Source organism: Leptospira soteropolitanensis (genome assembly GCF_026151655.1).
Lineage (GTDB): Bacteria > Spirochaetota > Leptospiria > Leptospirales > Leptospiraceae > Leptospira_A > Leptospira_A soteropolitanensis.
In genome coordinates this window covers 10,358-28,024 of sequence record NZ_JAMQPN010000003.1, presented here as the reverse complement: position 1 = coordinate 28,024, position 17,667 = coordinate 10,358, and the positions used below count along the sequence as shown (strand labels likewise).

Below are 17,667 nucleotides of genomic sequence, written 5' to 3'. Positions count from 1 at the left end.
ATGAAACAAATTACAAAAAAAGAAAGTTCGAGACTCAGTCACATAAAATCGGAATACGACATCATTATTATTGGTGGTGGGATTACTGGTGCTAATGTTCTTTGGGATGCTACCCTTCGCGGATATAATTGTTTACTTGTTGAAAAAAATGATTATGCTTCCGGCACAAGCCAAGCAACATCTAAACTCATTCATGGTGGGCTTAGGTATTTAAAAAATCTTGAGTTTGGACTTGTGCGTGAGTCACTTTCGGAAAGAAGATATCTTGCCAAAATTTCTCCTCATGCCGTTCGGCCAATGGGGTTTATCATTCCTATTCGATCTTTCTTTCAAAGAATTCTATTGTTTTTTGGAATGGAGTTGTATAATGCTCTTTCTTTTGATCGTAATCAGGACATTGATCCCGATGTACAACTTCCTAGATATAGATGGAATTCGTTAGGGGAAACTATTTATAAGGTTTTAGGGTTAGATCGAAATTCCTTAAAGGGGAGTTTTCAATATTATGATTATGCGAACCTTAATCCAGAAAAACATACCACTGAATTTATTTTATCCGCGAAAGAAAAAGGGGCTCATGCGTACAACTATCTTGCTGTTACAACTTTAAGAAAACAAAATAGCGGTGGTTATACGGTTGGTCTTACGGATACCCTTACCGGCAAAAAGATACTTGTTTCTAGTAAGGTAGTTGTGAATTCGGCCGGTCCTTGGGCGGATGTAATTGAATCTATGACAGGAGTCACCGCTGAGAAAAAACTGGTTCGTTCCAAAGGAATTCATGCGGTGGTTCGTAATATTTGTGGAAATGAATGTGCAGTGCTTTCCAAAAGAGATGGTTCCCATCTTTTTGTTATTCCTTGGCGTGGGAAAACGATTGTTGGTACTACTGATACGGCTTATGAGGACGATCCAGATGCTTTTAAGGTAAAACAATCGGAACTTGTCGATTTGTTAGATGAAGTGAATTATAGTTTTGGATTTGCGAAATTGACCTTAAAAGATGTGGATTATTATTACGGTGGCCTTCGTCCATTGGTAGAAGATCCAGGAAGTACAGAAGGAACTTATTCTGCCTCTAGGAAATCTGAAATTTTTCATTATGAAAACGAAGGATTCTCTGGGTTTTTCTCTGCGTTAGGTGGAAAGTATACAACGAGTCGTGCTGTTGCGGAAAATTTAGTAAATGCGATTGATCGTTACATAAAAGGTGAAGGATCTCCTTGTGCCACAAAATTCACGCCACTACTTGGAGGGAGATACCAAAGTCTCAAGGAATTAATAAACGAATTGCAGTTTAAATTTCCAAAGACCGAAGGGGCGAAGTTAGAAACGTTGGCCAAACGCTATGGTAGTATTACTTGGAAGATTTTATCCTTAGAAGGAAAAGAAACATATCGGATTCCTAATGGTGAGATCTATTATGACGAAGAAGTAGAATATATGGTAACCCATGAAGACATCTTCCACCTAACGGATTTTTATTTTCGGCGATCTGGAGTCGGAACGGTTGGAATTCTTGACCCGTTGGAAAAAAATCGATTAAACAAAAGGATTGCGAAAATTCTTGGTTGGAATGCAGATAGATTGAAGGAAGAAGAGAAGTTAGTCGAAGAAAGATACAAATGGTTTATTGACTAATGGCTCGAATTTCTATCGATATTCCAGAAAAACAAATTTATTCTACTGACCTCAGTGTTCGTATCTCTGATATAAACTTTGCTGGTCATCTTGCTCATGATGCCATTTTGACCTTAACTCACGAATGCAGGGCCCGGTTTTTTCATTCTCATGGATGGACGGAAATTAATGTGGAAGGGAAGGGGATTGTTGTATCTGATGTTGCTATTGTATATAAATCGGAAGCCTTTTTTCCTGATGACTTAATGATGCAACTTTTTGTGGACAATGTGTCCAAAAAATCTTTGGAAATGGTTTATGTGATTACCCATAAAAATGGGGGAAAAGAAATTGCTAGGGCCAAAACTGCTATTGTGTTTTTTGATTATGTGGAAAGAAAACCATGCCCTATTCCAGACGTTTTTCTAAAAGCCCTTATTTAATTTTTGTTTGAATCATAGAAACTATTTTACGTTCTTCTTCTTCATACTTTAGTTTATGGATTCCTCCAAGTGGATTTCGTTTGACCGCCTGGTTCCACTTAGATGATTCCAACTCTTCCCAAATGGAGATTCCCCATCTTCCATATTCATTCCGAATCCACTGTGTGAGTTGGGTCAGAGTTTCCGTATTTTTGTCCTTTCGTTTTTTGTATTGTAAGATGTATTGTAGCAGTTCTTCGATTCCCTTTCGTTTTGTGACCGATGTTTTGAAGATGGGAGGAAGGGACTGATCGGGTAATATATCTTTGATGAATTCTAAGGTGGATTCTAACATATAATAACTGGAATTTGCCAAAGACTCTTCATCACATTTGTTGATGATAAAAGCTTCTGGAACTTCCATAATTCCCGATTTCATAAACTGCACTTGGTCCCCACCGAGAGGTTGCATCACAAGAAAGGATAAATCGGAAATGAGTGAAACAGAAATTTCGTTTTGGCCGATACCTACAGTTTCTATAAATACATAGTCGAAAATTTTTCTGAGGAAACGGATGACATGATAAGTATAGGGATTGAGTCCTCCTAGTTCCAATTGAGAAGGTTGGGATCTAAAATAAATACGATTGTCTCTTCTTGGAAGAGTGACTCTCGTTCTATCTCCGAGGATGGAACCTCCACTTACATTGGAAGAAGGATCGATGGCAACAATGGCCATTTTTTTGTTTGGTGCAAAATCCAGGAAAAGTCTACATAACTCACCGAGTAACGAAGATTTGCCGGCACCAGGTGTTCCTGTAATCCCGATAGTAAGTCCTTCTTTTGTGTCAGGGTTTTGAAGGGAAAGTTCTTGGAATAAGCATTCGCGAAATTCTAAATTATTTTCAGTTTCAATTTTTGAAATGATTTTAGCAATCGGGTATTTTTCACCGTGAAGTGCCTCTGAAACCAGTTGGGATAATGATTCTTTAGTATCAATCAAGGGATGTTGCCATTACAAAACATAAGTCAGATTAGTGAGATCTTCCATTGCAGATTTATTAAATCTACAATGGATGGATAAAAGTAGAAACGACTTTTTGTTTTTAAACGAGAGCTGGTTCTACAGAGACAATGTCGATGATCTTTTCCATAATCGACATGAGATCGTAATCTTTTGGAGTGAAGATTTCTCGAATTCCCATTTTTTTCAGTTCTTCAAAATCGGATTCAGGAATGATCCCTCCAATCACAACAGGGATTTTTGCCTTGTAGTGTGCTAGCTCGTCAAACAGTTGCTTTACGATTTCTTTGTGAGAACCAGATAGGATAGAAAGTCCAATTACGTTGGCATTTTCTTCCACTGCAGATTGTACAATTTCTTCTGGAGAGAGCCGAATCCCTGAATAAATCACATCAAAACCGCTGTGTTTTGCAGAAACGGCAATCATTTCAGCTCCATTGGAGTGACCATCGAGTCCTGGTTTTCCTACAACTATTTTTGGTCTATGTCCATTGGCCTTTGTAAAGGCTTCTACTTTTCCGCGAACGGTAGAAACTTTATCATCAGACAAAAAGAGTTTTTGTCCATCCACACCTGTTGGTGGGTTGTATTCTCCGTAAACTTCGCGAAGTGCATCTGCCCATTCACCTGTAGTGACGAGTGCTTTTGCGCAAGCAATGGAGAAAGGCATTAGATTTTTCCCTTCTTTTGCTGCTTTTTTTAAGTCCTCAATTGATTTTTTGGCAGCTTCTGCATTTCTACGAGACTTTGCATCTGCCAGAACATTTAATGTTTGTTCTGCGGATTTTGGGTCTACTTTAAAAATACCACCATCGGAGTCAGTCATAAGCGGAGATTTGATTCCGTCAGTCCATTTGTTTTTACCAACTATCACTAGTTCATTAGAATTGATTTTGGAAAGTCTTTCCGTTTGTGATTTCACAAGTTGAGACTTCATATAACCATTTTCAATAGCAACAAGTGCCCCGCCCATATCGATGATTTTTTGAATTTCAAGTTTAGCTTCTTCTTTGAGAGCTTTAACTTTAGATTCAATCACCTTAGAGCCTTCGAAAATATCCGGGTATTCTAGAAGGTCAGTTTCATAAGCGAGGACTTGTTGTAATCGGAGTGACCATTGTTGGTCCCAAGGTCTTGGTAATGATAACGCTTCGTTCCAAGCAGGGAGTTGGAGGGCCCGACATCTGGCATTTCTAGAAAGTGTCACACCAAGGGATTCAATGAGAATCCTCCATGCATTGTTTTCTGGTTGTTCTTCGGTCAGTCCAAGAGAGTTTACCTGTACTCCATATCGGAACACTCGGTATTTGGCAGTTTTTACGCCATAACGTTCTTTAGTAATTTCTTCCCACATTTCAGTGAAGGCGCGCATTTTGCACATCTCTTCCACAAAACGGATTCCAGCGTTTACAAAGAAGGAAATCCGACCCACACATTGTTCAAATTCATCGGCCGTAAAACAATTTCTTTCTTTGATGGCATCTAACACAGCAATGGCCGTAGCTAATGCAAACGATAGTTCTTGCACAGGAGTGGCCCCTGCTTCTTGTAAGTGATAAGAACAAATGTTAGATGGATTCCATTTTGGGATATTGTGCAAACAATACTCATACATATCCACGATGATTTTCATGGACTCTTTCGGAGGATAAATATAAGTCCCCCGCGCCAAATATTCTTTAATCAAATCGTTTTGAGTGGTTCCGTTTAATTTTTCGAGAGGAACACCACGTTCTTCTGCTAGAGCAACATATAGCGAAAGTAACCACATGGAAGTTCCATTGATGGTCATGGAAGTGTTCATTTCTTCGATCGGGATTTGGTCGAATAAAATGCGAAAATCTTCAAGTGAATTGATGGGAACACCGACCTTACCGATTTCGGGACGTGATACCTCGTGATCGGAACTATAGCCACATTGAGTAGGGAGATCAAATGCAATGGAAAGGCCAGTTTGGCCTTTAGAAAGGTTCTTTCTGTACAACTCATTGGAGGCTTTTGCATTGGTATGACCTGCATAAGTCCTAAAAATCCACGGTTTGTCAGGTTTTCCCTGTCCATTCTCGTCCACGAGAAGGTAATCTTTTTTTTCGGCGGACATTCTTTGCCTCGTTTTATAAATTCTATGTATAATTGAAAATCTTCTGGAATATTTTCACCTAAAAATTTATACAGGACTAGGCAAATTGAGCCTTTTCCAAGATGCGAGACCCAAAACCTTTTTCACCTCTACCTTTCTTTTTTAGCATCTTATTCTTAAGTTTTGGCTTTGCTTTGTTCTCCTATTTTAGACCTTTTCCTACCACTGAAACTGAGTGGGAGATTTTGGCCAATATTAAGGCTTTCACGGAAGAGGGGGGACTTATTTCTTCCAGAGAACCACTGGCAATATGGTTTGTTGTGGCATGGAAAAAACTCTTTGGGATGAATTATATTCCTTCCTTTCTTGTGTTAGCTGGTCTTTTTTATAGTTTATTCCTCCATTTGTTTATGTTACTGCTTCGTTCTGAAGAGTGGAAACGAAACCACTATCTTTTGGTATATCTGGCGGCCTTTTTACCATTTTCTTATGGATTTCCCACTTCGTATTTTACGGAGACGCTATGTCTTGTATTTTTACTTTTAGTTTTTTTGACATTCCGATTGGAAAAGATGACGGATCTTCTTATCTTTCCAACCTTTACGATCCTTGCTTTCTTTTCTAGTTTCATTATGTTTTATTTGGGGTTTACTTTTTTTGTGATCCTTACCGGGATCCGTGGTTCAAGAAAGGCCGCCCAAAAAACTTCTGTGTTTTATAAAAAGAAAAATCTGCCTTTTTTGTTTTTGCTTGGGTACCTCGGATTTTTTGTTCTTTCTCTGATTTACTTTTCGTATACAGACTTTTTTGGACCAAACTCCATTGGCTTTTTATTCAAAACTTGGTACACATCTGCACTCCTCATCCTTTTACCACTTGTTGTCCTTGGAATTGGACATGTATTATTAAATACAGAAAAAGAATTAAACACCATCACGGCATCGGTTGTGATTGTTGTATCCATTGCGGTTTCTATTTATTTTATATTTAAAAATCTAAATGCCTCTGACAAAGAACCTTGGGAAATTCAATCTAAAAATCTAACTAAGGCCTTTGGACAAGCACTCATTCTAAAATCAGATCCAATATACTTGCCAAAAGAATTTTCTTTTGCCTTTTATTTCCAGACGGGTACCAAAACCAAATACATGCGTGAGGAAACTGTTTCTGATAAATCCTTTTTGTATGTAGAAGGAATTTGGAACCAAGACATACAATTGGTTCAGAAATCGGGACTCTTCCGACGAAACCAAAGATCATTTGCGATTGTTCCCATTAGCGAACATGATGTTCTAATCCAAAGGGTTACTTCAGAAAAAATTAAAAATGAAAAGAGTTTGAACTTTATAACGAAAAAAGTCGACGAAGCTTGGTTGTCTACTCCCGCAAAAAGCCCGTTTGATTTGTATACCGCTGGTCTGCAAAAGAAGTTCGGGTATCTAACTTTCTATTAGCAGCACTTACGAGCTAAAGTCTTTATAGTATCGTTTAACTTTGTTTACGTATTTCTGTGTTTCTTCGTAAGGAGGAATCCCTTTGTAACGTTTGACAGCCCCAGGCCCCGCATTATAGGCAGCGATTGCCTTTTCTGGATCTTTGAATTCCTTCATAAGACCTTTTAAGAATTTCACTCCACCGCCAATATTGTCTTCTGGATCGAAGGGATCATTTACTCCGAGTGACTCTGCGGTTTCTGGCATCAGTTGCATAAGCCCCATCGCACCTTTTGGAGAAACTGCTTTGGGTTTGAACCCAGATTCTGCTTTAACCATCGCCTTCACTAAGTTAGGGTCCATCCCTTGGGATTTGGCAATGGATTCGATCGTTCCTAAGATATCGTTTGTTTTGGTTTTGGTTTCCGCCTGGAGAGAGCTGGTGGATTTGGATCCAAGTTCTTCGGGGAAGGGGAGAGAAATTCCTTCGGATTTCCCACCCAGTGTTTTTGTTTGGAGATTTTCTTGCGGTTTCGAAAGGTTCCACTCTCTTTCTAAAACTTCGGGAAAGGAAACGAGTGATTTCGGGTTTTCTGAAAGTTTGGAAAGAGATTCCATTCGGTTCAAAACAGAAGATACAGAAGGAATATCAGAAAGTCTCACACCATAAGGATCGTCAGAGTTTGTAAAAACTAAAGGAAAAAAATATGTCTCATTAGCCCAAGGATGGCTTAATGGACTGCAAATCTTTGAGGGAAAGTGGTTTGACCAGATACCCTTTGACATTCGGAAATTCGGCAGAACGAGCCTTGTCGGTGGGGTCGATAGAGGAGGTTAAGATATAGATCGGCAGTTTTTCGTATTTGGGATGTTTGCTAATTGCTTTTAAAAATTCCCAACCATCCATGACAGGCATATTCAAATCTAAAAACAACATGTCTGGGTCATGGGAACCACTAAGGAGGGCATTTAGTGCTTCTTCCCCGTTTTGGAAGCCTTGGATTTCATCCGTAAAGGAGAACTTTTCCATCAAAGTTTTGATGAGAAAAGTGGTAATCACATCATCTTCAACTAGGTACACCATACTTAAATGTTTCATAAATAACAGAGAGATCCGAGCGAATTTTTATAAAAAATTAAAAGAAAGCAAGAAATAAACATCTTTCAAAGTGTGTGCGGTGATGTGAGAATCTCAGGTCTCAGGATTTCTTTTAATTTAGTTTCTTCTAATAAACCAAGTTCCAAAACAATCGATTCTACTGAGCGGTTCTCTGACAGTGCCTTCTTTGCAACAAGAGTTGCATTTTCATATCCGATATATGGATTGAGGGCGGTAGCAAGACCTGCAGAAGTTTTTGCTCTTCTTTCTAATAATTCACGGTTTGCTGTGATCCCATTGATACAATTGATTTCTAAAGTTTTACAACCAGCGGTTAGGTGTTCAATACTTTTAAAAAGGCTATGGGCAATAATTGGTTCAAAAGCATTTAATTGGAGTTGTCCGGCTTCTGCTGCCATCGTTATGGTGATATCATTCCCAATCACTTCATAAGCAATTTGATTGACCACTTCTGGAATGACAGGGTTTACTTTGCCTGGCATTATAGAAGAGCCTGCTGCCTTTGCTGGCAAATTAATTTCGTTAAACCCGCCTTGGGGGCCGCTGGAAAGTAAACGCAGGTCATTACATATTTTAGATAACTTAGTCGCAATGCGTTTGAGTACACCAGACAATTGAACAAAAGCACCCGTGTCCTGTGTGGCTTCAATTAGGTTTGGTGCTGCGATCAAACTCAGGCCAGTTTCATTTGATAAAATATCGGTAACAATTTTTGAATATCGAATGTCGGTGTTGATCCCCGTTCCAATCGCCGTAGCACCTAAATTGATTTCACCAATAAGGGATGTGGCTTCTTTCAATCGGCTAATATCTTCACCTAACATAACATCGTAAGTGGAAAACTCTTGCCCAAGAGTCATAGGAACTGCATCTTGTAATTGAGTTCTCCCTATCTTTAGTATATCTTTGAATTCTTCTGATTTTCTACGGAAAGCCAATTGGAGTTCTTCCATAGCTTTTAGTAAACCTTTCATGGCAAATACTGCAGCTACTTTGATCGAAGTGGGGTAAACATCGTTTGTACTTTGGGACATATTGACTTCATTCAAGGGATGTAAGTGGGAGTAGTCTCCCTTGGAATACCCAGCCATCTCGAGCGCAATGTTTGTGATCACTTCATTGGCATTCATATTCGTGGAAGTTCCGGCTCCTCCTTGGATGACATCGACAACAAACTCCGAATGGAATTCCCCGTTTAGGATTCTGTCGCAGGCACTTGTGATCATTTGGGTGGTTTCTTTGGTGAGTTGTCCCAGCTCGTGGTTTGCTTTTGCTGAGGCTTTTTTGATATATGCGAGGGCACGAACCAGGTCAGGGTAGGTACCAATGGTTTTTCCGGTAATGGGATAATTTTCCAAAGCTCGCAAGGTATGGATTCCCCAATATACATCTGCGGGAAGTTCGCGCTCTCCCAAAAGGTCGTGTTCTCTACGTGTTGGTTTTGTCATAGGTCTTTAATTTCTATTGGATAGGACGAAAGATACTCGACCAAATCCAAATGGGAAGAAGATTTATCATGCTAATGATGAAAAACCCAATCTTATCTATCGTCTTAATCGTTTTTTGTTTCTCGTCCTTGTCCGGAAAAGAAAAAAATCCCACAAATGTTTCCTGTAAACAAAAGGAGGAAACAGTAAAGACCATCTTTCAATTATTGCCGGAATCGGAAAGGTCTTGTGTCGATATTGCCAAACTTGTATTGACAGAAGAAGATGAAGAAGGTGAAAAATTAGACAAAGAGTATACCGAACTTTTTTTGAAAGTTTGTGAGCTCAAACGGAAAAAACTTTCCTTGGAAGAAATTCGTGAAAATCTAGGATTCACAAAACAATGTAGTATTGCAGTAAACGTGTTGAAAAAGAATTGATTCTTTATAAGGACGGCATATCTTTTTTGCAAGTTTTATGCTAAAATACAGTTTCGTCCTTTTGTCCTTTCTCGTTCCAGCTGTCCTTCTGCCATGTGATCCGTTTGCCGCCAAAACATTAACACCTATCGATCATTCTACGAAGGAAAAAAGTTTTAACGAATTTAAAATTAAATTTTTAAAGATTCTAAAATCAAAAGATCGAAAAGCTTTGGAAGAGGTAATCGACAAAGACATCCATTTTTCTTTTGGCGGAGAAGCTGGGAAAAAAGATTTTTTAAAAACCTTCCAACTAACAGAAAAACCTTCTGCGTCCAATTTCTGGGAACTGATGGAAGAAACGATCAAGTTAGGGTTTCGCCAAAATAATGAAGGTCAAATGGTAGCTCCTTATTTTTTCGAAACGTTCCCCGGTGACTACGATCCCTTCACTCATTATTTGGTTATTGGCAAAAATGTAAATGTAAGAGAAGATGCTACTAAAGAATCAAAATCGATCACACAACTCAGTTATCAAATTGTGAGAGCAGAAGCTGATGATTTGGATGGAAGACGATTAGAAAAAGAAAGTAATTGTAACTGGAAAAAAATATGTACACCGCAAGGCAAACCAGGGTATGTATGTGATCGGTTTTTACGTAGTCCCCTTGACTACAGAGCCTTTTTTGAAAAAAAGAAAAACAATTGGTATCTTACGATTTTTATCGTTGGCGATTGACCGTTGTTAATTACAAGCCTTCTTTGGATTTTTCTTGAAGCAAAGGTATATAGGATTTAAATTTGGTGAAACCATTATCGAAGGGAACATATATGTTAAAAAAAATTCTGTTTGTTACTTTAGCGTTTTCGCTAACCAATTGCCTTGTCTTAAATCCAGTGGGTGCAACGATCGATCGTGAGAAAGGTTCCGAGGTTGCTTCGAGAATCACCGATGCAGCGATCCAGACAGACCTAATCAATTCAACTGTTTTAGTTGGTAGACCGTTTATCTCTATTTACAGTTTAGTGGCGGCGGACATAGCCAGTATTGATTCCGCTAAATACTATGTGAAAGCTGATGTGGACCAGTGTGTTTCCGATATCAAAGGATTCAAAGGCTTTGTACTTGGTTCTGCCATTGCAAACATCTTGTCTTGCCAAGACTTAAAAACAGATGGATACTTAACAGGAGATCCGTTCCCAAGTTTTTAATTTAAAAAAAACAAATTCCCTACCTATTTTTTTCTAAGGTAGGGAACTCTTCCTTTCTCTTTCGGGTCATATTCACCAAACAAACAAGGAAGGTTTTATGATCTCTCTCAAACAAGTTTTAAAAATCACAACAACTATCGGTCTTGTATCGGTGATGGCTTTTGCCTTTGGAAATTGCCGTGGACACAAAGATTTTGAAAAAAGAATCGAGTGGGTGGCCTCCAAACTCACATCTAAACTAGATTTGGATGATACACAAAAAGCAAAATTAGAGTCTATCAAGGCGGAACTCATTGCCAAACATAAGGAAATGAAACCGAAACACGAATCTTGGGCCAAAGAAATGGCAACACAAATTCGGTCTGAGAAAATCGACACTAAGTTGTTGGATAAAATGAGTATCGAAAGAGAAACTCGTCACCAAGAAATGCGCAAGTTTTTCCAATCTAAGCTCGTTGAATTTCATGCTGTATTAAAGCCTGAACAAAGGGAGAAGTTTGCTGATTTAGTGGAGCGTTTCGCAAGTCGTCACCAACCACCGGAAGAGTAAACAATGCCTGAGTTTGACTTCGAAACAGTAGTCAAAGAAACCAAACATTTGGTTTTAAAAACGGTCGGTGATACCCTCATCGACCGTTTTGATGATTCTACAGAGGATGTCGTTCAGGAAGTATACTTTCGTGTCTTTAAATCTTTGGAAAAGGGTGGGTTTGATGGTAGATCCAAAATTTCTACTTGGATTTACACCATCGCTCGCAATGAAGCCCTTCGGATGAACGATAAAAGATTACGCGAAGAAGAGAAAGCAAAACGATATTTGGTTAAGAACAAAGTCCAATTGTCTGGGGTAAGGGAAGAATCTTCTTTTGAAAAAGAAGAATGGATTGAGTCTGTGATGAAACAAATTCCAGAAAAGTACCGCCAGACCTTACGTCTCTATTTGGCTGGTAAGACAATGGAGGAAATTGCAAAAGAATTAGAGATTCGGGAAGGAACAGTGAAGTCACGTTTGTTCCGGACCAAAGAATGGGTCCGAAAGAATATACCAGGAGGAAGAAATGAATTCCAAGAATCCTAAAAAATGGGAACAACTTTTAAATGATTCGGAATTTGAATTGCGTTTGGTAAGGCAAACCAAAGCTAGAATTCGAACAGAGAGAATAAAACGAAAAGTTTATGCCACTTTGGCAGCTTGCGTAACCTTCTTTTGTTTAGTGTCTTACAATGAGTTTGTATTGGAGCCGAGTGAACTTACAACTAACTTACATTATCTGGTTGAGGAACTCAGTTCAGAATCAATTGTTAGTTTGAGTATGTATTGACATTTATCATGAATCAGAACATGAGTTTTTTATTAAAAAGAGTATGTTTTTGTTTTTCTTTACGTCATAATTAAGTAAGGGAAGTGAAAATATGAACGCCTGCATCCTATACCTCAACAAGAAGCGAATCGAGATGATCCAGTTCGAATCTGACCAAATGCAATCTAGAACATGGGAAAAGCCTGTGGAGACTGATGTTTGGGATTTTGAAGACATCACAAAAACTTTGCAGTCTCCGACAGAGGTTATTTTAGTAGGGGAGTCGGACTTAAATACCCAGTATAGACGTTGGTTAGCAAATCACGACAGGAATGTTGCCAAAAAACTCATTGCTGTGATTGGCAATAATAATGAACCCAAAATCAATCATGATTTAGTAAGTCACTTTAAAGAAAAATACTTCCGAGGGAGAGGTTTTTAGTCGGATAGCTTTTCTGTTTTGATTAGAGGAACAAAAAACCTTAATTCTTTATAATAGGTGGTCGCAGGATTCTCCATGAGTGTGGAAGAACAATCGATAGAGTAAAAAACCGAGAGAAGTTAAGATAACAATCGTCCCAAACGCAGGGATCCACTTTGTAGGAATTTTGTGTCTCCACTTGCCAACAATCCATCCAAGACCGGTTAAGGCCGGAACTGTTCCCAAATAAAAGAAAAACATCACAAATCCGCCGTTCCATAAGGAACCTGTCGCAAATGAAGCGGCGTAGGCAGGATATAAAACGCCACAAGGGAGTAAGGCACTTACCATTCCAATTCCAAACCCAAGTCCATTTTTGCTAAAACGGGAACGAATTTTTTCTAAAAACTTACGAATGCCTTGTGGTAAAGATCCAAAGGAGGAGGTTGTTTTTGTTGAATAGGTTCGGATGGCAAATACCACTAAGAATAAAAAGGTGAGTAGCCCTGCAACTCCCCGAACAGCCGTTAAATCTCCCAAGGCATTGGCTCCTTTACCGAGAAATCCTAAGACCATACCAAGGAAGGTATAAGAGATGAATCTTCCTAGGTGATAAAGATAAATGGGGATATGTTTTCCTCTCTCCGTTTGCAATAGGGAGACAAAGGGGCCACACATGACTAAACAATGAAAACTGCTTACAAATCCATAAACAAATATGGAACCAAAAAAACTAAGATTTGCTAGTTGGTCCATCAGATGAATTTGATTTTGATTGGCTCTCTTGCGGATATTCTTCCTCAAAGAACATTCTATATTTAGGGGATTCGATGTCTTCAAACTGGCCTTTACGAAAGGCAGTGATAAAGACATAAAGAAAGAAAGCGGCAATACACATTGCCATAGGTATTGTTAAGTAGAGGGCTTCCATTTGGGGATCCTTAATCTTATGGAAAGAGAATTGAGAAGGACTGTCAAGCTGGAACACGCCATAAAAACAGCGCAGATCACAGGTAACATTAGCCCAAACATCGCAAGAGGTAACATAATCGAGTTATAACAGAAAGAAATGATGATATTTTGCAGAATGACTTCTCTTGTCTTTTTGGCAGAGAGTAGGGAATGGACAAGTCCATTCAAATTTCCAGAAGTCAAAACCACATCAGATTTTTCTAAAGAGAGGTCTTCTGCTTCCGTGTGTGAAATAGAAACATTTGCTTGTGCCAAAGATAAACTATCGTTGATCCCATCTCCCACCATGATGACCACATTTCCTGCGCTTTGTGCTTTACTGATGAGATTTCTTTTGTCTTCTGGAGAAAGGTCGGATGCATATTTTTCAATGCCAAGGGTGTCCGCAATATACTTCACTGCGGCATATCGGTCCCCTGAAAGGATAGAAATATTCGGAACAAAGTGTTTGAGAAGAGAAACAAAGGAACGAGCCCCAGGACGGATTTCATCGGCAAGTAAAAAACTCCCTAGATACATTCCACCTACAGCAAGTAAAATTAACGATCCCTCTCCTTCCGGTACATTTTCCAAAGGAATCTTTTCACTTTCGAGTAAGGATTTATTTCCAATAAGAACTGAAAGGTTATTAGAATCCACTTCTAACTCGGCTTTGACTCCTCTTCCTGGAAGGTTTTCTAATTTGGATAATAAAATAGACTCAGCTCGTTTGGTAACAGAACTAAACGGTTGCAAATACTTTACCAGAGATTTAGCTAAAGGATGGTTAACCTCTTTTTCTATTCGGTAAACAAGCGGTAGGTGTTCCTCTTTCACAGACACTTGTCTTACTAAAAACTTCCCTTCTGTAAGGGTTCCAGTTTTATCTAAAAAGATGGTATCGGCTTTTGCGAGTGCTTCCACAACGGATGGATTTTTTAAAAGCACTCCTTTGTCAGCATTGAGGATATGATTTGTGACAAGGGCTGTCGGAACAGAAATTCCCAAGGCACAAGGACAAGCAACAATGAGAACAGAAATGGTCGTGACAAGACTTTGTTCTAAATTTCCACCGGACAAATAATACCAAACAAAAAAACAAAGAAAGGCCAATGCAAATACAACAGTGATAAAGTAGGAAGCAATTCGCTCAGTTAGGATTTGTAATTTTGGTTTTAGATGTAAGGCTTCCTCTAATCGCAGTTTAAGAGAAGAAAGAGTAGAGGCGTGGTAGTCGGATCCCGCAATAATTAAAGCCGGGTTATCCATAGCAAGAGAGCCAGCAAGAATGGTATCGCCTTTCTTTTTTCGAATGGGTAAAGATTCTCCTGTTAAAAAGGATTCATCCACATAGGTTTGTTCGGATACAAGAATGGCATCGACTGGGATTCGTTTTCCTGGCGCCACTCGAATGGTATCTCCGATTTTGATTTCGGAGCTGGGAATGGTATCTTCGCCTGCTTCTGTCACACGAATTGAAGTTTCAGGAAGTTTGCAAAGGATGGATTCCAATTTATCCGAAGCAAACACCCTGGCTTTTTCTTCGAAGTACTTTCCAATTAAAATAAAGAAGTAAATCATCGCTACGGAATCAAAATAAACTTCGCCTATATCAGTCAGAGTTACATAAACCGAATAAAAATATGCCAAGGAGATTCCTAAAAACAGAAGGAAATCCATTGAAAGTGTTCTTCGTCTGATGCTTGTTAAAAACCCAGACATAAAAGGATAACCAGAATATAGATAGGCTGGTGTCGCAAATACCCAAGATGCGTAATGGAAGAGCCGTTTGATGTCTAAATCTATTCCAGTAAAATAACCAGAATACAAAGCCACACTTAAGATCATGATATTTCCAAAACAAAAACCGGCGACTCCAATGCGGAGGAGTAGAGTCTTTAATTGTTTTGTTTTTTCCAGAGTACCTTCTGTGGGCGAAAAAAGTACAGGTTTATAACCTATGGCACGAATGAGAGATAAAATCCGAGAAATTTTAATTTTGGAACGATCAAATCGAATCCGAGCCCTTCCAGATGCAAAGTTTATTTGAGCGGAAACAATTCCTTCTTCTTCGTTTAAAACTTTTTCATTGATCCAAACACAGGCAGAACAATGAATGTTTGTGATTTGGATTGAAACTTCAGAAAAATCTCCTGACTTACGGACAAACTTTTCGTATACAAGTTCGTTTTCAACGTCTGCATCCGAGTCTTCGATTTGAACTGGATCGAGTTTTGTATTTCCTTTTAAGTTGTAATAATAACTTCCACCAAGAGAATTGATGATGGAATAAACCGTTTCACATCCTTCACAACAAAAAACCTTTGTATCATTTCCGACTTTTGCTTCGATCCTCACTAACCGGATCTGATTCCCGCAGTGATCACATTCTGTTTTTGTTACATCAGAAACGGTTTCGTTCATTTAATAGAAATTTTTCCTTCTCTTTCAAAGGACTTGCCATCTATGTCAGCAACCAGTCGTAAATTCCAAGTTCCCTTTTCTAATAGTGGGATTTTTCCAACAAACCCATTTGGTGTTGGTTTTAGATCATAACGTGCGGTATTTTTGGTAGTCGCATTTCTTTCCAAAAAAACAGTCATGGTTTTTGCGCTGCTATTAGTTTGTGTACCATTTTTTTCCAGTTGGACCGAAATTTCTGATTCACCCATAGGAAGTAGGATTTGGTTATCCCAGTTTGTTTTGATCAGATAACCTTCTTTCAAAAGTTCTTTTTGGTTTTCTATTGCTTTTTCGTAGTTCAAACCAATTTCGTAATAATTTTTGTCCATTACTGGTTCAAAGTTTTTATAGGTTAAACGAATGGTATAAAAAGTCGCTGCCACAAGTGCGGTAAAACTAATCAGAACCACATACATGGCATTTCGTAGGCTGGGGTGTAATTCTTTAAACATCATTACCTCCTTGGTAATGTTAAGGAGAGTTTTTTCTCCAATCGTTCGTCTGGATCTTCTGCATTTTGTAATACAATGGAGCCAGGTAAGTAACCTTCATTTAATTCTTGTTCTGTGAGGGGCTGTGTCTCTAAAACCACAGAAATACTTTTGATTTCGCCTGATCCCAATTTGAACTTGTTATTCTCTTCACCGGAACGAATTAGGATTTCTTTTCCATGTCTTGTGTCAGATGCCGAAAGTTGAAATTCTTTTTCAATCGGTGCTATATTTTGAATGCGTAGTGCAACAAAAGCTCTGATTTTATTATCTGGAATTAAGATGGGAGGCATTGATTTATTAGATGCCGCAATCATAGACATAGGAGTTCTCGTCACAAGTTGAATGACGGCACCTGTGATAACCACTGTGAGCAAGATGGCATAAATGACCGTTCTTGGTCTGATCCATTTGATTTTTGCCCCTGTTTCGATTTGTTTAAGTGAGAAGTATCCAATGAGAGTTTTTTTGTTTTCTCTTGCCATGATGGAAGTACAGGCATCCACACATTTTCCGCAGGCCACACAACCCACCTGTAAACCATCGCGGATATCGATCCCAGTAGGGCAGACCACCACACACATATTGCAGGAGATACAATCCCCAATTTTGGTTTTCCCGTCCCTTCGAGGTTCACCTCGTTTAAAGTCATAAGTTACGTTCCAAGAATGTTCATCCATAAGGAGGGTTTGAAATCTTGCGTAAGGACAAGCATAACGACAGAATTGTTCTCGGATAAATCCGATATCGATAAACATTGCTGCCGTAAAAAATAATGTAAAATAAAAGTATGTTTGGTTTACAAATGAAAAGTTAACATAGTCGGATAACATTTCGTATGGGCTAACAAAATAGCCTATCCAATGAAAAGAAGCGATAAATGAAACAACAATCCAGAGAAAATAAACAGTGTATTTGCCTACGATCGAGGCATCCTTTTTCCCATATTTTGAATCTAAAACAAACCGACCAATTCGATCGAAAAGATCGGTGTAGATTGTTTGAGGACACCCCCATCCACACCAAACACGGCCAATGACGGAGGTGAAAAAGAAAAGCGAAAGTCCCATCGTGAGAAGGAAAAACCATAAGATCAGTCCTTCCTGCGGGATAAAAAGACCACCGAACAAGTGAAACACCCTGCGTGGGATGTCCAATCGAATGAGAGGGCTACCTTCCGGTAACACCACCCAAGGAGCGATTAAAAATAAACCTACGAGAAAACTCATTACAAAGTTTCTTCGTGTCCTTACTTTTCCTGTCTGTGGTCTTGAAATGATCAT

General features: G+C 38.9%; 20 protein-coding genes. 10 read left to right on the top strand and 10 right to left on the bottom strand.

The window, feature by feature from the left end; translation table 11 throughout:
* Complete coding sequence (locus tag ND811_RS08555) at nt 1-1,641, top strand: glycerol-3-phosphate dehydrogenase/oxidase (RefSeq protein WP_265351781.1); 1,641 nt, start codon at nt 1-3, stop codon at nt 1,639-1,641.
* Nucleotides 1,641-2,063, top strand: a complete 423-nt coding sequence (locus ND811_RS08550; RefSeq protein ID WP_265351782.1) for an acyl-CoA thioesterase — start codon at nt 1,641-1,643, stop codon at nt 2,061-2,063. The genes ND811_RS08555 and ND811_RS08550 overlap by 1 nt, the downstream gene beginning before the upstream one ends.
* On the opposite strand, the gene ND811_RS08545 is transcribed toward ND811_RS08550, so the two are convergent.
* Nucleotides 2,056-3,045: a P-loop NTPase family protein gene (locus ND811_RS08545; protein WP_265351783.1), complete on the bottom strand. Its 990-nt coding sequence runs from the start codon at nt 3,043-3,045 to the stop codon at nt 2,056-2,058. The two genes, ND811_RS08550 and ND811_RS08545, sit on opposite strands and share 8 nt — an antisense overlap.
* A gap of 103 nt (nt 3,046-3,148) precedes the next feature.
* Nucleotides 3,149-5,167: a protein meaA gene (locus ND811_RS08540; protein WP_265351784.1), complete on the bottom strand. Its 2,019-nt coding sequence runs from the start codon at nt 5,165-5,167 to the stop codon at nt 3,149-3,151.
* Nucleotides 5,168-5,268: 101 nt separating this feature from the next.
* Here ND811_RS08540 and ND811_RS08535 point away from each other — a divergent pair, with 101 nt between their 5' ends.
* Nucleotides 5,269-6,600 carry a hypothetical protein gene (locus ND811_RS08535; RefSeq protein ID WP_265365523.1) on the top strand — a complete coding sequence of 444 codons (1,332 nt, stop codon included), beginning with the start codon at nt 5,269-5,271 and terminating at the stop codon, nt 6,598-6,600.
* 6 nt (nt 6,601-6,606) lie between these two features.
* Here the strand turns inward: ND811_RS08535 and ND811_RS08530 are convergent, their stop codons facing one another.
* The 3 genes from ND811_RS08530 to ND811_RS08520 all read right to left on the bottom strand — a co-directional run bounded on the left by ND811_RS08530 (nt 6,607) and on the right by ND811_RS08520 (nt 9,147).
* On the bottom strand, nt 6,607-7,242 hold the full coding sequence (locus tag ND811_RS08530; protein ID WP_265351786.1) for a lytic transglycosylase domain-containing protein: 636 nt from the start codon (nt 7,240-7,242) through the stop codon (nt 6,607-6,609).
* A 52-nt stretch (nt 7,243-7,294) separates the two neighbouring features.
* Complete coding sequence (locus ND811_RS08525; protein ID WP_265351787.1) at nt 7,295-7,663, bottom strand: response regulator; 369 nt, start codon at nt 7,661-7,663, stop codon at nt 7,295-7,297.
* An 80-nt stretch (nt 7,664-7,743) separates the two neighbouring features.
* The gene (locus tag ND811_RS08520) at nt 7,744-9,147 is read right to left on the bottom strand and encodes an aspartate ammonia-lyase (RefSeq protein ID WP_265351788.1); all 1,404 of its coding nucleotides are present in this window, start codon (nt 9,145-9,147) and stop codon (nt 7,744-7,746) included.
* A gap of 68 nt (nt 9,148-9,215) precedes the next feature.
* On the opposite strand from ND811_RS08520, the gene ND811_RS08515 reads away from it, so the two are divergent.
* The 7 genes from ND811_RS08515 (at nt 9,216) to ND811_RS08485 (ending at nt 12,500) form a co-directional block, all read left to right on the top strand.
* A complete protein-coding gene (locus ND811_RS08515; RefSeq protein WP_407658884.1) occupies nt 9,216-9,566 on the top strand; it encodes a hypothetical protein in 351 nt (116 codons plus the stop codon).
* Between the two features lie 37 nt (nt 9,567-9,603).
* On the top strand, nt 9,604-10,284 hold the full coding sequence (locus ND811_RS08510; RefSeq protein ID WP_265377420.1) for an SH3 domain-containing protein: 681 nt from the start codon (nt 9,604-9,606) through the stop codon (nt 10,282-10,284).
* A gap of 92 nt (nt 10,285-10,376) precedes the next feature.
* Complete coding sequence (locus ND811_RS08505) at nt 10,377-10,757, top strand: TIGR04452 family lipoprotein (protein WP_265351790.1); 381 nt, start codon at nt 10,377-10,379, stop codon at nt 10,755-10,757.
* A 97-nt stretch (nt 10,758-10,854) separates the two neighbouring features.
* Nucleotides 10,855-11,307, top strand: a complete 453-nt coding sequence (locus ND811_RS08500; RefSeq protein ID WP_265351791.1) for a Spy/CpxP family protein refolding chaperone — start codon at nt 10,855-10,857, stop codon at nt 11,305-11,307.
* A 3-nt stretch (nt 11,308-11,310) separates the two neighbouring features.
* On the top strand, nt 11,311-11,835 hold the full coding sequence (locus ND811_RS08495; RefSeq protein WP_265351792.1) for an RNA polymerase sigma factor: 525 nt from the start codon (nt 11,311-11,313) through the stop codon (nt 11,833-11,835).
* Nucleotides 11,816-12,079 carry a hypothetical protein gene (locus ND811_RS08490; protein ID WP_265351793.1) on the top strand — a complete coding sequence of 88 codons (264 nt, stop codon included), beginning with the start codon at nt 11,816-11,818 and terminating at the stop codon, nt 12,077-12,079. Before ND811_RS08495 ends, ND811_RS08490 begins: the two co-directional genes overlap by 20 nt.
* Nucleotides 12,080-12,212: 133 nt before the next feature.
* A complete protein-coding gene (locus tag ND811_RS08485; RefSeq protein ID WP_265351794.1) occupies nt 12,213-12,500 on the top strand; it encodes a hypothetical protein in 288 nt (95 codons plus the stop codon).
* Nucleotides 12,501-12,548: 48 nt separating this feature from the next.
* Here ND811_RS08485 and ND811_RS08480 read toward each other — a convergent pair whose 3' ends face one another.
* The 5 genes from ND811_RS08480 to ccoG are packed head-to-tail and all read right to left on the bottom strand — an operon-like array spanning nt 12,549 to nt 17,667.
* A complete protein-coding gene (locus ND811_RS08480) occupies nt 12,549-13,235 on the bottom strand; it encodes a sulfite exporter TauE/SafE family protein (protein ID WP_265351795.1) in 687 nt (228 codons plus the stop codon).
* A complete protein-coding gene (locus ND811_RS08475; RefSeq protein ID WP_265351796.1) occupies nt 13,213-13,410 on the bottom strand; it encodes a cbb3-type cytochrome oxidase assembly protein in 198 nt (65 codons plus the stop codon). Before ND811_RS08475 ends, ND811_RS08480 begins: the two co-directional genes overlap by 23 nt.
* Nucleotides 13,392-15,854 carry a heavy metal translocating P-type ATPase gene (locus tag ND811_RS08470; RefSeq protein ID WP_265351797.1) on the bottom strand — a complete coding sequence of 821 codons (2,463 nt, stop codon included), beginning with the start codon at nt 15,852-15,854 and terminating at the stop codon, nt 13,392-13,394. The genes ND811_RS08475 and ND811_RS08470 overlap by 19 nt, the downstream gene beginning before the upstream one ends.
* Complete coding sequence (locus ND811_RS08465) at nt 15,851-16,348, bottom strand: FixH family protein (protein WP_265351798.1); 498 nt, start codon at nt 16,346-16,348, stop codon at nt 15,851-15,853. Before ND811_RS08465 ends, ND811_RS08470 begins: the two co-directional genes overlap by 4 nt.
* Nucleotides 16,348-17,667 (bottom strand): cytochrome c oxidase accessory protein CcoG, encoded by a 1,320-nt coding sequence (gene ccoG / locus ND811_RS08460; protein WP_265351799.1) that lies wholly within the window; start codon nt 17,665-17,667, stop codon nt 16,348-16,350. Before ccoG ends, ND811_RS08465 begins: the two co-directional genes overlap by 1 nt.

Excerpts from the sequence above, each read along its gene's own strand:
- ND811_RS08540 (WP_265351784.1), bottom strand. The coding sequence starts at position 5,167 with ATGTCCGCCGAAAAAAAAGATTACCTTCTCGTGGACGAGAATGGACAG.
- ND811_RS08525 (WP_265351787.1), bottom strand. The coding sequence starts at position 7,663 with ATGGTGTACCTAGTTGAAGATGATGTGATTACCACTTTTCTCATCAAA.
- ND811_RS08505 (WP_265351790.1), top strand. The coding sequence starts at position 10,377 with ATGTTAAAAAAAATTCTGTTTGTTACTTTAGCGTTTTCGCTAACCAAT.
- ND811_RS08465 (WP_265351798.1), bottom strand. The coding sequence starts at position 16,348 with ATGATGTTTAAAGAATTACACCCCAGCCTACGAAATGCCATGTATGTG.
- ND811_RS08495 (WP_265351792.1), top strand. The coding sequence starts at position 11,311 with ATGCCTGAGTTTGACTTCGAAACAGTAGTCAAAGAAACCAAACATTTG.
- ND811_RS08475 (WP_265351796.1), bottom strand. The coding sequence starts at position 13,410 with ATGGAAGCCCTCTACTTAACAATACCTATGGCAATGTGTATTGCCGCT.
- ND811_RS08515 (WP_407658884.1), top strand. The coding sequence starts at position 9,216 with ATGCTAATGATGAAAAACCCAATCTTATCTATCGTCTTAATCGTTTTT.
- ND811_RS08510 (WP_265377420.1), top strand. The coding sequence starts at position 9,604 with ATGCTAAAATACAGTTTCGTCCTTTTGTCCTTTCTCGTTCCAGCTGTC.
- ND811_RS08490 (WP_265351793.1), top strand. The coding sequence starts at position 11,816 with ATGAATTCCAAGAATCCTAAAAAATGGGAACAACTTTTAAATGATTCG.
- ND811_RS08485 (WP_265351794.1), top strand. The coding sequence starts at position 12,213 with ATGATCCAGTTCGAATCTGACCAAATGCAATCTAGAACATGGGAAAAG.
- ND811_RS08480 (WP_265351795.1), bottom strand. The coding sequence starts at position 13,235 with ATGGACCAACTAGCAAATCTTAGTTTTTTTGGTTCCATATTTGTTTAT.
- ND811_RS08500 (WP_265351791.1), top strand. The coding sequence starts at position 10,855 with ATGATCTCTCTCAAACAAGTTTTAAAAATCACAACAACTATCGGTCTT.
- ccoG (WP_265351799.1), bottom strand. The coding sequence starts at position 17,667 with ATGATCATTTCAAGACCACAGACAGGAAAAGTAAGGACACGAAGAAAC.
- ND811_RS08520 (WP_265351788.1), bottom strand. The coding sequence starts at position 9,147 with ATGACAAAACCAACACGTAGAGAACACGACCTTTTGGGAGAGCGCGAA.
- ND811_RS08555 (WP_265351781.1), top strand. The coding sequence starts at position 1 with ATGAAACAAATTACAAAAAAAGAAAGTTCGAGACTCAGTCACATAAAA.
- ND811_RS08535 (WP_265365523.1), top strand. The coding sequence starts at position 5,269 with ATGCGAGACCCAAAACCTTTTTCACCTCTACCTTTCTTTTTTAGCATC.
- ND811_RS08550 (WP_265351782.1), top strand. The coding sequence starts at position 1,641 with ATGGCTCGAATTTCTATCGATATTCCAGAAAAACAAATTTATTCTACT.
- ND811_RS08470 (WP_265351797.1), bottom strand. The coding sequence starts at position 15,854 with ATGAACGAAACCGTTTCTGATGTAACAAAAACAGAATGTGATCACTGC.